The 14,576-nt window shown below is 46.1% G+C and carries 14 protein-coding genes and 1 pseudogene; 8 read left to right on the top strand and 7 right to left on the bottom strand.

What is annotated here, in order from left to right:
* The first annotated feature begins 2 nt into the window (after positions 1–2).
* Positions 3–824, top strand: coding sequence for a Uma2 family endonuclease (locus QUB25_RS07635; protein WP_333182600.1), 822 nt, complete (start codon positions 3–5; stop codon positions 822–824).
* Positions 825–1,007: 183 nt separating this feature from the next.
* Positions 1,008–2,213, top strand: coding sequence for a DUF4336 domain-containing protein (locus QUB25_RS07630; RefSeq protein WP_333182599.1), 1,206 nt, complete (start codon positions 1,008–1,010; stop codon positions 2,211–2,213).
* Positions 2,214–2,297: 84 nt separating this feature from the next.
* Here QUB25_RS07630 and QUB25_RS07625 read toward each other — a convergent pair whose 3' ends face one another.
* Positions 2,298–3,614, bottom strand: a complete 1,317-nt coding sequence (locus QUB25_RS07625) for a hypothetical protein (RefSeq protein WP_333182598.1) — start codon at positions 3,612–3,614, stop codon at positions 2,298–2,300.
* A gap of 7 nt (positions 3,615–3,621) precedes the next feature.
* On the bottom strand, positions 3,622–4,290 hold the full coding sequence (locus QUB25_RS07620) for a response regulator transcription factor (RefSeq protein ID WP_333081645.1): 669 nt from the start codon (positions 4,288–4,290) through the stop codon (positions 3,622–3,624).
* Between the two features lie 230 nt (positions 4,291–4,520).
* Here QUB25_RS07620 and QUB25_RS07615 point away from each other — a divergent pair, with 230 nt between their 5' ends.
* The 4 genes from QUB25_RS07615 to QUB25_RS07600 all read left to right on the top strand — a co-directional run bounded on the left by QUB25_RS07615 (position 4,521) and on the right by QUB25_RS07600 (position 7,725).
* Positions 4,521–4,997: a peptidoglycan-binding protein gene (locus QUB25_RS07615; RefSeq protein ID WP_333182597.1), complete on the top strand. Its 477-nt coding sequence runs from the start codon at positions 4,521–4,523 to the stop codon at positions 4,995–4,997.
* Positions 4,998–5,095: 98 nt separating this feature from the next.
* Complete coding sequence (locus QUB25_RS07610) at positions 5,096–6,832, top strand: sulfatase-like hydrolase/transferase (RefSeq protein WP_333182596.1); 1,737 nt, start codon at positions 5,096–5,098, stop codon at positions 6,830–6,832.
* A 269-nt stretch (positions 6,833–7,101) separates the two neighbouring features.
* Positions 7,102–7,404 (top strand): hypothetical protein, encoded by a 303-nt coding sequence (locus QUB25_RS07605; RefSeq protein ID WP_333182595.1) that lies wholly within the window; start codon positions 7,102–7,104, stop codon positions 7,402–7,404.
* A 123-nt stretch (positions 7,405–7,527) separates the two neighbouring features.
* Positions 7,528–7,725 carry a hypothetical protein gene (locus tag QUB25_RS07600; RefSeq protein ID WP_333182693.1) on the top strand — a complete coding sequence of 66 codons (198 nt, stop codon included), beginning with the start codon at positions 7,528–7,530 and terminating at the stop codon, positions 7,723–7,725.
* Here the strand turns inward: QUB25_RS07600 and QUB25_RS07595 are convergent.
* The 3 genes and pseudogenes from QUB25_RS07595 to QUB25_RS07590 all read right to left on the bottom strand — a co-directional run.
* A pseudogene (locus QUB25_RS07595) lies at positions 7,691–7,889 on the bottom strand (IS4-like element ISAva3 family transposase); the annotation flags it as partial. The gene QUB25_RS07600 and the pseudogene QUB25_RS07595 sit on opposite strands and share 35 nt — an antisense overlap.
* A gap of 76 nt (positions 7,890–7,965) precedes the next feature.
* Positions 7,966–8,139 carry a transposase family protein gene (locus QUB25_RS29750; RefSeq protein ID WP_445251936.1) on the bottom strand — a complete coding sequence of 58 codons (174 nt, stop codon included), beginning with the start codon at positions 8,137–8,139 and terminating at the stop codon, positions 7,966–7,968.
* 254 nt (positions 8,140–8,393) lie between these two features.
* Positions 8,394–10,190, bottom strand: a complete 1,797-nt coding sequence (locus QUB25_RS07590; RefSeq protein ID WP_333182594.1) for a metallophosphoesterase family protein — start codon at positions 10,188–10,190, stop codon at positions 8,394–8,396.
* 296 nt (positions 10,191–10,486) lie between these two features.
* On the opposite strand from QUB25_RS07590, the gene QUB25_RS07585 reads away from it, so the two are divergent.
* Both QUB25_RS07585 and QUB25_RS07580 read left to right on the top strand, forming a co-directional pair.
* Positions 10,487–11,464 (top strand): acetamidase/formamidase family protein, encoded by a 978-nt coding sequence (locus QUB25_RS07585; RefSeq protein ID WP_333182593.1) that lies wholly within the window; start codon positions 10,487–10,489, stop codon positions 11,462–11,464.
* 156 nt (positions 11,465–11,620) lie between these two features.
* The gene (locus QUB25_RS07580; protein ID WP_333041379.1) at positions 11,621–11,905 is read left to right on the top strand and encodes a hypothetical protein; all 285 of its coding nucleotides are present in this window, start codon (positions 11,621–11,623) and stop codon (positions 11,903–11,905) included.
* A 253-nt stretch (positions 11,906–12,158) separates the two neighbouring features.
* On the opposite strand, the gene galT is transcribed toward QUB25_RS07580, so the two are convergent.
* Positions 12,159–13,181 carry a galactose-1-phosphate uridylyltransferase gene (gene galT, locus QUB25_RS07575; RefSeq protein ID WP_333182592.1) on the bottom strand — a complete coding sequence of 341 codons (1,023 nt, stop codon included), beginning with the start codon at positions 13,179–13,181 and terminating at the stop codon, positions 12,159–12,161.
* Between the two features lie 246 nt (positions 13,182–13,427).
* Positions 13,428–14,576 (bottom strand): WD40 repeat domain-containing protein (locus tag QUB25_RS07570; RefSeq protein ID WP_333182591.1); only part of this gene is annotated, 1,149 nt, incomplete at its 5' end.

The following is a 14,576-nucleotide window of genomic DNA, read 5'->3' as shown; positions in this document are numbered from 1 at the left end:
TTATGACATTCCCGACTTACCCGCCTGCTCAAGCTGAACCGCCTTTAGACCCCCGGCAGAGTTTGCCAACAATGTATGATTTACCTAGCGAAGACCCAAAGGAGCCCGGTTTGCCAGATACATTTCATTTAGATCAGCCGCAACTCTTGGAATTCACGTTTTTGCCGCCGGGATGGGATGCGGAACAAGTCTTTACAGCGAGTGACCTAAATTTGTATTACGATGCAACACAACCGCGCTGGCATAAACGCCCGGATTGGTTTGCTGCGGTGGGTGTGCCAAGGCTTTATCAAGGGCGCGATATGCGTTTGAGTTATGTAGTTTGGCAAGAACGGGTAAATCCGTTTGTGGTGGTGGAATTGCTATCGCCGGGAACTGAAGATGAAGATTTAGGGCGGACTGTTAAGCAAGCTGGGGAACCGCCGACTAAGTGGCAAGTTTATGAACAAATTTTGCGGATTCCTTACTATTTTGTGTTCAGTCGCTACACGGATGAATTGCAAGCTTTTCATCTTGTAGGAGGTCACTATGAACCTGCAGAATTAATTGATGGGCGGTTATTTATTCCTGAATTGCAGTTGAGTTTAGGTTGGTGGCAAGGCAGTTATAAGAGTATGAATCGGTTGTGGTTGCGGTGGTTTACGGCCCAAGGAGGGTTGATTTTGAGTCCGGGTGAAAGAGCAACGGCGGCGGAACGGCAATTGATAGAATCTCAACAGCAACTCATAGCATCTCAACAGCAACTGACAGAATCTCAACAGCGAGAGGAAAGACTAGCGACGCGGTTGCGGGAACTAGGCATCGATCCTGAACAATTGGTTTAATAGTTCTCGCACCCAGGCGTAATTCTTGCTTGAGTGTTCCAAAAGCCCGTGAAGCGCAGCTATCCCCTAGGGAATCGCCCATAACCCCTTTTCAACTCCTCGAATCCGCGCAACAGGAGTGAAATAAAATAAAAACAGTTCGATCGCACGCACGTACAAAAAAATCGGCAAGGAGTCGCACCAGTGGCAGAGGGCGAAGGCATACCAACATCAGCACAGATTGATTCTCGGGACTATTCTTGGGCCTTTTGGCCGGTCGTCCCCCTCTATCCCTACAGCAAGCGGCGCACCATCCGCAAAGAAATAGTCAAGGACACAATCTGGACTTTTGACCAGCTACAAGGCATTTTTTACGTTGTCGTCCCGATTCGGATGACAGTAATTAAACTAGAACCCGAAGGCCTTCTCGTCTACGCCCCCGTTGCACCGACTCCTGAGTGCATCCGCTTGGTAAAAGAGTTAGTAGCAGAGCACGGCGAGGTGAAGTACATCCTGCTGACAACGGTTTCCGGCATCGAGCACAAAGTTTTTGTCGGCCCCTTTGCGAGGTGTTTTCCCGAAGCGCAGGTGTTTGTGGCCCCGCAGCAGTGGAGTTTCCCGGTGAATTTGCCGCTGAGTTGGCTGGGTTTGCCGGCGAAACGCACGTCTGTACTGCCCTTTGACAGCAGCAACACGCCGTTAGCCGATCAATTTGACTGGGCAATTCTCGGCCCCCTCGACCTCGGTTTGGGCAGATTTGCTGAAGTTGCGTTATTTCACAGGCGATCGCGCACGCTGATGTTAACAGATTCCGTGGTTTCCATTCCCGAAAATCCGCCGGCGATCGTCCAACTCGACTCGTACCCGCTGCTGTTTCACGCCAAAGACAGCGCCTCGGACACAGTGGCAGACACCCACGAAAATCGGCGCAAAGGGTGGCAGAGAATCGCCTTATTTGCCATGTATTTTAGCCCCAGCGTGCTGGAAGTGCCGCCGTGGTCGGAGGTATTTGCCAGCGCGCGCCTCGCGCCAGAACGCTCTAGGAAAGCTTATTTCGGGTTGTATCCGTTCAAGTGGAAAACAGATTGGGTGCGATCGTTTGAGGCTTTGCGGGGAGGAGGGCGGTTGTTTGTAGCGCCGATTTTGCAGACATTGATTCTCAACCGCGCCCCGAGGGAAACTCTCGATTGGGTGGATAAAGTGGCGAGTTGGGACTTTCAAAAGATTGTACCTTGTCATTTCGATAGTGCGATCGACTCCCGGCCGCGTGAATTTAGGCAAGCATTCTCGTTTCTGGAAAAACACTCGCCTGTTAATTCCTTACCCGAAGACGATTTTAAATTGCTCAGGCAGATTGATGCGGGTTTGAATAAAACCGGTTTGGTTCCGCCTGCGAAAGAGAAGGTTTAATCTTACATCTTGCCCCATTGTTAAGAACAGGACAGTCTCCCCTAACTTGGGCCAGAAGTAAAACCCAATCCAATTCAACAATAGCTATGGCTTCACTAACCAAGAAAGTTCGCACATCACCCCTCCCTTGGGCAAAGATTCTCGTCGAAACTGTCCCCCCAATCGTTGAGCCAAAATTTGAGAGTGTTTTGTTCCCTGTTGTCCTTGTTCGGGTTTAAGTCCAGGGCCATTGTCTTGCACCTTGAGAACATATTGCCCCTGCTGATGTTCTCCCGTCACGACAATTCGAGTTGTTCCAAGAGCGTGTTTCCCCACGTTACATAAAGCTTCCTCTAACCACAAACAGAAATCCCGCTTTCTCTCCAAGGTGAGGTTAGTTTGCTCGATGGGGGCGAAATTCCGCACTTTGACTTGAATGGTCTGGAAATAAGGCAAATTGCGCTTCAAAGTAATGGCATAAACTTCATACAATAAATTATGCAGGGGGCGGTTGAGATCGATACAAGTGCCTTCCCCCAGACGGAGAATTTGTTCGGAATTAGGGGGTTCTAGGCTGGTTAAAACGGCTGCGGAGTGTTGCTCTGAATCCGCTTCATCGGTGAGACTGCGCCCCACTGCCCGGATCTCTGCATTCAGGCTATGCAAGCGTTGGAACAATTGTTGAGATGGCATCTGTTCTTGCTGCATATCCCGCAGGAGGAGAGCTAAGGTTTGCAAAGGGCCATTGTGGATTTGCGTGAATGCTTGTTCCATTGCCTGCTGACGAATCGCCTGTCGCTCGACAATTTGAGCATAGTAATGGAGACGCTCGGTATATAAGCCCTCGACGATATCTTGGACGCGGTTATAAAACAGAATGAGGAGAATTTGTATCCCCATTGTTGGGCCGAGGGAAATGAATAAATCCAATCCTCGCGAAGTGCGAAGTTCTGACGGGTGCAGCAGCAAATAGGTGAGAATTGGGGCAGCGATCGCAATCCAAGCGATGAGAGTTGCAATAACCAATTGCTGGCGGCGACGCAGGGCGATCAGCATCACCAGTGTCAACACGAACAACGCTGGTGTTACGGGGGGCAGACTACCTACGAGGGTGGTGTCCGATGAGACGATCGCTTGTAGGGTATATAACCAACTGGGAACCACTACGAACAGTACCCCTGCTAATAAAGCCAGATTTATCACTTGTTGCAAGCTCTCTGGTTTTTTGTAGAGACGAATCAGTAAAAGCAGGCAGGCGATCGCCAACAACGGAGGTGTAATTAGATAAATGGTACGAGGGTGTGGTTGCAGTCGGTGCAGAAATGTAGCAATAGTTGCGCCAATCGTCGCCAAACTCAACATGGCCAGCACGACTCGGCGCTTTAAAATTAAAATATTGTATGGCTCATTAACCGTAGACATTGCTTGTTTAATCAATTAATCCAATTTTACGGGCACGAATTTGGGTTTGTGCCCGCATATTTTTACCTTCTTCCGGGTAGATTGACAGTGCATCCTGAATCTTAGACCAATAGTGGCGAATCATCCGTTCGGACTTGTGCATAGTTTGGGCGATCGCTTTATCCTGAAGTCCCTCCTCAAAAGCGAGTCGCATTACCTCCAACCATTCGGGTTTCACTTCCAAGTCGGTTTGCAGGTCTTTGGTATGGGTTAACCCTTGCATAGCCCACTCCATCCGGGTCAGGAAGGTATCTATTGGCACGCTTTTGTCTGCGATCGTAAATCCTCCCTGATGATTGTCAATTTCCGGTATGATGCGAACCAATGCCTTGACGTTACTGCTTTGCACCATCAGGTTTAGCTGGGGATAATCCTGCATCAAGACCTTGAGCAACCCCAATCCCTGCTCAACATTGGCAGCCGTTCCTGATATCTCTGGAAGGGACAAATCCACGATCGCCAGGTCAGGCAAATGCTTTCTCACTTCGGTTAGAGCGTCCTGGACGGTTTGGCAAGAGCGGATTTGTGCCCTAGGAAAGCGATCGCCAACCAGACTAATCGTTCCATTGAGAAGCAGGCGATGGTCATCAACAATCAGAATCTCTACTTGCTGTTCTTGGGTGGAGTTATGGGACATTACCTATACCTGACGCAACAATTCGATCTTACGCCCGCGAGAGACGCTTCCAGCCGCTAGCAATTAATCCTGGAAAGGCGAGGCCCTATCAGCTCATTACCGAAAAGTGCCATGCTGATGACCGAAAATACCAACTCAACTTGTCTGAAACTACCAATGCTTTTGCCTGCCTAGTTTTTCGATACTGGAATCATCAAAGAAAACACACATCGATTTCAGGAAATAAAACGATGAAAGCTTACAACACCTTAAGCAAAGGTAGCAACAATAGTGACGTTAAATACCTGCAAGAACAACTCAATCTTTTCTACCACAGCTCTATTAGTGTTGATGGCTACTTCGGCGATATTACTGAAGAATACGTCAAGAAATTTCAAGCCGATTGCTGCCTAAAAGTTGATGGCATAGTTGCGTCACCAACTTGGAGTTACCTCGACGCCATTGTCCCTTATTCCCAGAAGCAGCACTCCACCTTGAGCCAAAGCTCTAGCAACAATCCTTCGGAAGTGAAATATCTACAGGCGCGGCTCAATCAAGCCAAAAGACAAGGGAAATCAGGGACAACAACGATTGCTGTAGATGGCAACTTTGGCAATACAACCGCGACGCGAGTGAAACAATTTCAATCCGATTTCTATTTAAGTGCTGATGGCATTGTTGGCAATAATACCTGGACAATTCTAGAAGACGCGCTCTTAAAAAGCTAACACGGCTGACAAAGCAATTACTAATGCCTAGCCAGGGTAAAGTCTGATTAGACTTCACCGGACAAAATTCTTATGTTTTGTAAAATTAAATCAAGAAGATGAAAAGACGAACATTTCTATCAGCAACAGGTTTGACAGGAGCTGCGCTACTTGGATCTCAGCTTCTGAATAAATCAGACACTCCGGCAATTGCACAAACATCGGGATATAAAAAGCCCAATATCCTTGTGATTGTCGTAGACCAACTACGCACTCCCCAATGGTTTCCAGCACAAGCCACTCTCGACAAATATCTACCCGCGATCGCGAAATTGCGAAAGAGTTCAGTCAACTTCACGCGGTACTATACAGCAGCAACAGCCTGCACGGCGGCTCGCGGCACATTGGTGACAGGTTTATACTCCCAGCAAACATTTGTGATGGATACGCATTTGAATGAGGGTGGTGAGAGTAGTAGCATACTCTTTCCAGCGCCAGCGCCAAGTCTTAATCCTGGCTTTCCTACCTGGGGAAAACTATTGCGAGACAACTTTGGTTACAGTACGTGGTGGTTCGGTAAATGGCATTTATCCACCGGAAATTCCCTGGAACCCTACGGATTTAGTGGAGGAACTTATCCTTCCCCCAATGGTAATCCCGGAGAAGGTTTAGAAGTAGACCCTTATATTGTCAAAGGCGGTACGCCTCCTCAAGGGATTCAAGCCACCGCACAGTTCGCCGAGTGGCTCAATTCCAACAATGCCAAAAATACTCCTTGGTGTACGACCATCAGCTTAATCAACCCCCATGACATTTCTTGGTACCCCCAAGGGACGAAGGACATACCCGCAGAAAGCAACCCGCCAAGTGTCTTCAAAGATAGAATTCCCAACTTTGAAAACCCCATCGGCTTAGCGAAAAAGCCCCGCTTGCAAGAAGCATTCCGCCGAGCAGGAAACTTAGGGGCTGGCTACTTACCGCCAAAATTCGGAGAACCCTGGCTGAAACTGTTGGATTCATACCTACTATTCCAACAATTTGTGGACGCTGAAATCGGGAAAGCACTTGATATGTTAGAAAAATCCCCATTTGCCCAAAATACGATCGTCGTGTTTACCTCAGACCACGGCGAGTATGGCGGTTCTCACGGGTTGCGCGGTAAAAGTGCTGGTGTTTATGAAGAATCAATTAACGTTCCTCTTTACATCAAAGACCCAACTAAACAGTGGGTTTCCACCCCAGGAACAGAACGGACACAACTTTGCTCTAGCGTAGATGTTGTTCCCTTGTTACTTACCCTCGCTAGTGGAGATAATAGATGGCGTACCCAACGGGCATTTTCACATTTAAAGACGCGCTTGGATATTGCCCAAATCCTGCGCCAACCAAATGCGTCCGGTCGCCCTTACATTCTTCATACGACAGATGAACTGATCTTAGATTTGTTGGGCGCTTTGCTACTCGCCGGCGATGCTCCAAATCATGTGATTGGATATCGCACAGACAAAGCGAAACTAGGAGCTTATAACTTCTGGCGTTCTGGCACCATCGATATTCAAACCAAAGGTATGGAAGCAGAACTTTACAACTACAGTACAGCTAGAGGAAAGCAGGAATTAGATAACGTCAGGAACTCTGAACTTAGATTGTACTCTCAACTGGTGAGCCATCTCTTTAACGACGCTATTCCCAATGAATTGCGTAAACCTCTACCTACACCCGAACTGCAAGCCGTGCAACAACAAGCCTTAAAAGACTATTTGTCCTTCGCCGACCAGACAACCCGGACAAGAAGCAGGCTGGATAAAACAGATGAACAACTTCTGGCGTTAAATGCTGCAATTGCTAATTTGTAGCTTCGCGCCACATAGAGCGAAAATTTTTGGGGTACCTGAAATCGGCGGTGCGGTATAAAAACCCCATGCCTGATTCCGAAGCCACTGTTAAACCCCATCAATTTTGGCTTTAAGCGCTGATGGAATTGTTAGGTATAATACCTAGTCAGTTCTAGAAGAAGCACTCCGGAAAAGTTAATAAGGCTGACTTAGCAATTCCTAATTTAAGCCAGGTGAAGTCTGGTTAGACTTCACCTTTTTTTTGATGAAGCAGGGAAGGAGGAAGACTAATGGATAAGATAACTCTTGTGTCCAGCCTAATTATGTTTGGTACAGCGGGATTAATTGCGTGCGTTGTCTATCATGGACTTTGTTGGTGGCGACGAATGCGTTGTTTGGAACAACAACTGCTAACACAGCAACAGTTAATAGACCTGCTGGAGGCAGAAATTCACAATGGTGCCTTACAAAGGCTGGCGTTCTTGATCAGAGAGCTTCAGATTCATGAGTTGTCCCAACAAGAGTTACTCCAGCATTTACGCTCTGTTTATCAAGATGTTCAGGCTGCTCTTTCTGCTGACAAATCCCACTAATTTAAGATGCCTTTAACAGCCATTCTCTGTTGAATTGCGTAGATTGGCTCATAGACATTCGGTGTAAGGATTCAGGTCAGAGGGTATTGACAAGTGTGACATTCTCGGCGGAATATTACAATAATGCAAAAAAACCTCCCTCTTGAACTAGACCGTGAAATCCTGATACGGTTGGCTCCGGAACAACTGGTGGAAATCATTGTCTTTCAGGCGAGCGTCACAATTAAACTAAACTCCAGAATTTTAGAGCTAGAACAAGAAATAGAAAAACTCAAGGCGAGTAGAGGGAAAATGTTGAAATATCAACCTCAAATCCTGTAGGGTTTATTCGTTTAAACAAATCGCGCTTGACGAGTTAAGCTATTATCCAGGACATAAGCTAAATAACACTCGACAAAAAGGCGGCTATTCAAAACTGGATAATTATTTTTTGCTAGCCCTTTGAGGAGATATTTAACAATCTTGGGAAAGTGATTTACAATCATTATTAATAGATATTTTTTCATTTTTAGCCCAATTTTAACAGATTTTGGGCAATTTTTATTACTTATTTATTCACTTTCAACACTTCTGGGTGGCTCGATGATTTGTGGTAAAATCAACCAAGGGCTTATAGCCCCAATATCCCGTACAACTGCCTAATAAAATTATTGTTAGTATCAGCCATAAAGGATGTCTGATTCCTCTCGGTTGTCGATGGTCGGGAACAGATTTAATTGCTTCAATTAAATTCATTGTTGATGCACTCCATGACTTGATAGCCTTACAAGTTCCAAATACCCGATCGCCTCTTCTACGATACCTTTATCCTGTGACAATTAATCCACCCTGCCTAACCCTCCTTAACAAGGGGGGGACTGGAGTCTTCAAAGTCCCCCTTCTTAAGAGGGATTCAGGGGGATCGAGACTTGGATATAAACGAGAGAAATAGAGGGTTTTAGTCTTAAGTTGAGACGCTTTGAACACTGCCCTGTCCCTACTAAATCAATTTACGAATTTCTTAACTTAAACTCATCAAACTTCACCACTTCCGATTCCGGTTTCCGCGTATCAAAATAGTAACTGCTAACCGTACCCTCCCCCGTATCAAAAATAGTAAAAGCCGTAATATCGTTGCTATCAATATACGGCAGCGGCCGCCCGTCTTCTGCCAACAAAGGCGCAACAGTCGGCACCACAGGTTCCAATCCGTTTGGATCTCCAATTGCGCTGTAATCTTCCCGATATGCCGGCGGCACAAATCGGCGCTTTTCCCCCGCAAAAGCACCGTAACTGTTGCCAACATTAGAAGTCTCCAAAAAGTGCATTCCGCTGGAACTGACAAATCGATTCCACAAGTGGGAATGTCCGTAAAATACCAACTGCACCCCCGCTGTTTCTAGCAGTGGCACTACATCTCGAATCAGATAATCTTGCTGTTTCGGATACTCGTAACGCACCATTTTAATCTCGCCATTCTCAGCGCGATCGACTATTTGCACTGGGTCAGTATAAGCAGGTACAATATTGTCGCCTAGAGAATGCGGCGGGTGGTGAAACATCACAATTTTATATTTTGCCTGCTGGAATTCCGCACTCTTTAACTCTTGTTGCAGCCAAGTATATTGAGCGCTGCCCTTGACAATCGGCTCAAAAATATGCTGTCCGTATCCCCACTTTTCGGGATTATTAAAATCTTCGTCCCGTTCGCGATACCTGCCTCTGGCACCCGGATCTAAATTCGGAGTCCGCCAGATATTCGTAACATACAAAGTGACTAACCGCACGTCCCCAAAAGTCACCGCATAGTATTTTTTGTTACCATTTAAATTAAAAATTTCGTCATAGGTATCGCTATTAAAAGTATTGTTTTTCAGCCATATTTCGCGCACTGAAGGGTCATTATTGGGATTCAAAGATGCAGCACGTTGAGCGTATATTTTCTCGGCAGCGGCGCGGGGAAAAGGATCGTGAAACTGCTCGTAGAGTGTGCTGCTATTTGAATACCTACCCATGATTTCGTGATTGCCAATGGCGGGAAATAAAGGCGCGTGTTGGATCAGTTCGCCGCCGCTGTAAACGGTTTTGATGCCGTTTTTGTCGAGTTCGGAAAATGCGCGACCTTGCAGCGCGGGAAAGAAGGCGCGGCCTTGGTAGTCGTCAAACCATTCAGAAGCGCGATCGGGTATATTAATTAAATCCCCTGCCATAAAAACCGCGTCAACTCTCCCAATTGTTTCGGCTACTTTCTGGAGATTTGCTGCTGTCATAGGCATCAATTGATGGTCGGAAGTGAGGAGAATTTTGAGTGCAATTCCTGCTGCTGGTGTCGGAGAAAGAGTGAAAACTTTGCTGCTGACAGATGCGCCGTCTTTCCTTTCGCTAGTGACTCGATAAGGAATGCGAACACCGGGCCTTAAGTTGGGGACTTCTGCTTCGTGCCGCCAGATGTCGCGGACAATTGGATTGCTGTCAATTATGCTTTGTTTGATTTCCTCGGAAATGTGAGAGTCTTTGTCTTCGCGAGTGCGGCTTAGCTTGGTAGTATTTGCAGCCGCAATTAAACTCAAATTTTCGCCGTAAGCAACCGTGTTGCGAGTACCGGCAAACTCGGTAAACCAGACAACTCGCACCGAGTTTGCTGTTGGGAGTTGCAGAAACGGATCGGTTAAAAGCTGAGGTTGGTTGAGGTAAGATTGCATAATGAAACCTAGCAATAGGACAATCAGAAAGAGGACGGCAACAAACCAGGGATTGCGGGGCAAATCTCTAGAATTTTCTAATTGATCTGGCAATGGTGTCAACATAATTCATTAGCCATAAGTCATTAGTAAGCAGAAAAAACAGCAATTGATTTTAGATTCTCGACTCGAAATTTTAAACTACCAAGGTTATCAAAAAGTTAAGAAATTAGTATAATATCTCAGACATAAGAAACCTCAACCCTTTTTTGATATCTTCTTATCTCTCCATTCTCTTTCTCTGCGCCCTCTGCGCCCTCTGCGGTTCATTAAAAAAAAATCTTTATCAAAAATGCTTGAGACTTGCGATATAACATTCTTAACACCCTTCCTTCAATCTAAAATCTAAAATCTAAAATCCCATGACTCGCCACCTCCTCAAAGCTAACTGCAACACCGTACACTTGGGCGGTTTCTCTCCAAATATTGAACCTGCTTTAATCGTCGATTCGGGCGATCGCATAGATATCGAAACCTATTCAGGATATTATGTTGCTGACAAGGCCCCGCCCGAATTTCTGACGCCGGAATTTTTAGATATTTGTCAGAATTTGCCTCCCCACCGCAAAGTTGGCCCCGGGCCCCACTTGCTGACAGGCCCGATTTATGTTAACAATGCCGAACCGGGAGACGTTTTAGAAATTCACATTGAGGATGTTTACCCAAGTTGGCCAGTAGGATTTAATGCAATTCGTGCCGGATGGGGAGCATTACCTGACTATTTTTCCGAACCTAAATTGCGGTTTATTCCGCTAGATTTACAGCAAAAAACTGCGGAATTTCCCCCAGGTAGCCGCCTTGGGATTCCCCTGCGTCCTTTTTTTGGAATTATCGGCGTCGCCAATGCCGAAATCAACCGTTCTTCTATTCCTCCAGAGCGCTACGGCGGCAATATGGACAATCAGGAACTCCAAGCAGGAACGCGGTTATTTTTACCTGTTTTTCTGCGCGGCGGTTTACTGTCCATCGGCGACGGACATTCGGCACAAGGAGACGGTGAAGTTGACGGTACTGCTATAGAAACTTCGATGAACGGGACTATTCAAATCATCTTACGCAAGGATTTTATTTTGATGTTTCCGTTTGCAGAAACGCCCACTCATATTGTAATTATGGGATTCGGTAGAACATTAGATGAAGCGTTTGAGGTGGCGGTCAAACAGACGGTTTATTGGTTGCAAAAGTTTGCAGGTTTCAAAGAAGAAGAGGCTTATGTTTTGTGTTCCATCGCGGTAAATTTTCGGATTACGCAGGCTGTCAACAATCCCCAAAAAGGAGTTCACGGAATGATTCCCAAGTGTATTCTGCTCGATGTGAACATTATTGACCACCGAGTTTGAGGTAAAATGATAACACGCGATCGCCAAAAAAATTAGGATCGCGATCGCACAAATGACACAAATTTGTCACTGCTGTGGTCGATCGGGATCGCCCTGCTGTTGACAATTAAGCTTAAAATAGGATAAGTTACCAGTTCTACCTAAATCGAACTCAACATGAAAAACCAGACTGACGATGTTGCCAAAAAAGATTTAGTCGATCGAGCTTTTGGGAGTGCAGAAATACCAGATCCGACAGCGTGGGTGCACGAACATTATTTTCTGGCTAATTTCGCCCATACTCTGGCCCACATCCAAGAACATATGTCTGAAGACAGTTGCGAAATCGGCGAGAATGGTGAGTCGGGCGAGGGGATATTATCGATCGATGCCAAAATTAGAGATATGTTGAGAGCTACTTTTAGCGACGACGGCTGGCAGTATGTCGAAAGTTTATTGTGAGTTTGGTACAAGGTCTAAGTATTTGTACTTTCATAAGTTGAGCTCGTAAATGATACCACTTTCACAAAAGAATGCAACTGTAGCCGGGTGATCTAAACCCTTAGATCGTTCGTTATCCCCAATTTTTTAATCTCAAATATCAAATCTCAAATAATATCACTTTCCTCCCCCAAGACAGACTGGCAATTCAGACTGCCTGCGTGCATTTCCACCCCAATTTGAAGTAAATTTGACTGTTGTGATGTAGGATACTTTAGATGGGGGGGAAATTACTGTCGCTAGGAAATTCGATCGATCGCAAAAACGCCGCACTTTCTTCCGGCAAAGCAGTATTGATAAACATCCCGCTGCCCAACTCAAACCCAGCTTGCTTGGTGACTCTGGGAATAATTGCGATATACCAGTGAAAGTATTTTGTTGCCCGTTGGGCGATCGGCACCGATCGAATATTATAGTTGTAATCGGGATTGTTCAATCCATAATAAAACTTAGCCAGTACAGTTTTCAAAGTATAAGCAAGATCCGTAAGTTCCGCATCAGTAATCTCATCAAACGAAGAGGAATGGCGGCGCGGAAAAATCCAAGTGTGAAACGGTGAAAGTGCAGCGTAAGGGATAAAAGCCACAAAATGTTCACTCTCACAAATTACTCTTTCCTTCGCCGCTAATTCATCTTCCAAAGTCCGGCAAAACAAACATTCTCCCGTGTCATCAAAATATCTAATAGCTTCGTCGATGCGACTGCGAAATTGGCTGGGTACAACAGGCGTCGCTGCTATCTGCGAGTGGGGGTGTTCGAGAGAAGTTCCAGCAGTTTCCCCGTGATTTTTGAAGATAATAATTGTTTCAATGTGGGGATTTTTTCTAATTTCTACATAGCGCTGGCGGTATACTAAAAGTATGTTTGCAACTTCTTCAACACTCAACAAAGCTGTCGTCAAATCGTGCCGCGGGTGTTCGACAATTACCTCGTGAACGCCGATTCCCGCCATCGTGCGGTGAATTCCCGATGATATCCTCATCCATTCTGCTGTCGGGGAGAGGGCGGGATATTTGTTATAAATTGCCCTGACTTTCCAGCCAGTGCGATCGCCCAAACGGCAAGTTTCTAAGGTTCCGTCTTCCTCATTTCCCACGCAAAAGGGGCAATCGGCGCGGTGCGGTGGCACTGCGGCAGCCCACTTTTTTTTGTTAGCGAATTGATCCGGTCTTGTCGCCCGTTCGGTGGCGATGATTACCCAATCTCTGGTAATTAGATTTTGTCTAAGTTCAGACATTTTCTTACCTTCAGTTTCCGGGTCAAATTGTCTCTTATTTTAGATACATGATTTGTGATTTGTCATCGCTTTTCTGTAAAATCTTAATAAATCTTGACTTTTAAATTTCCGTCTTGTAGTTTGCTAGATACCAGAATTATTTAATAATTCTGGTGTCGAAAGTGGGTAAAGCTAATAGCAGTTTGAACAAGTGAAAAAGAATCGTAAAATCGTTGCTAAATTCAAATCATCCGCGTGCATCAGCCGTTAAAATTGCTCACCAAGCCATTTCCTCCCCGTCGCCAACAAGTCATCCAAACTGTCGATCAGCCAAAACCGCACCTTTCCATCATCCGAACCTGTTATTAAAGACTTCCCGTCCCGACTAAAACAAACACTATAAATCGGACTTGTTAACTCCACAAAATCTACTTCACCTTTGAGCAAATTGCCTTTATAGCCGCTAAAGTCTGCAAGTAAATTCCCCTGCAAGTCCCACAATTTGGCGGTGCCGTTATATGAGGCAGTGGCGATCGTATCTCCTGTGGGGCTAAAACTGACACTTGTTACCGATTTATTATGTCCGGTAAATGTTACCAAGCAGTTGCCTTGCAAGTCCCACAATTTGGCGGTGCCATCATCTGAGGCAGTAGCGATCGCCTCTCCTGTGGGGCTAAAACTGATACTCCATACCGAGTCATTATGTCCGGTGAATGTTACCTTGCAGTTGCCTTGCAAGTCCCACAATTTGGCAGTTTTGTCAGATGAGGCAGTAGCGATCGCCTCTCCTGTGGGGCTAAAACTGACACTTCTTACCCAGTCATTATGTCCGGTGAATGTTACCTTGCAGTTGCCCTGCAAGTCCCACAATTTGGCAGTTTTGTCAGATGAGGCAGTAGCGATCGTATCTGCTGTGGGGCTAAAACTAACACTATTAACCGAGTGATTATGTGCGGCGAAAGTTTTCAACCACTTGCCGTGCAAGTCCCACAATTTGGCAGTTTTGTCTTGTGAGGCAGTAGCGATCGCATCTCCTATGGGGCTAAAACTGACACTTGTTACCGAGTTATTATGTCCGGTGAAAGTTACCAAGTTGTTGCCCTGCAAGTCCCACAATTTGGCGGTGCCGTCATATGAGGCAGTAGCGATCGCATCTCCTGTGGGGCTAAAACTCACACTTTTTACCAAGTTGTTATGTCCGGTGAATGTTACCAAGCAGTTACCCTGCAAGTCCCACAATTTGGCGGTGCCGTCATATGAGGCAGTAGCGATCGCATCCCCTGTGGGGCTAAAACTGACACTCCATACCCAGTCATCATGTCCGGTGAAAGTTACCAATTTGTTGCCCTGCAAGTCCCACAATTTGGCGGTGCCGTCATATGAGGCAGTAGCGATCGCATCTCCTGTGGGGCTAAA

The organism is Microcoleus sp. B3-D7, assembly GCF_036705305.1.
In the GTDB taxonomy this organism is placed as follows: Bacteria; Cyanobacteriota; Cyanobacteriia; order Cyanobacteriales; family Microcoleaceae; genus Microcoleus.
Note: the sequence above shows the minus strand (reverse complement) of the source record. Positions and strands in the feature narration are given on the sequence as shown.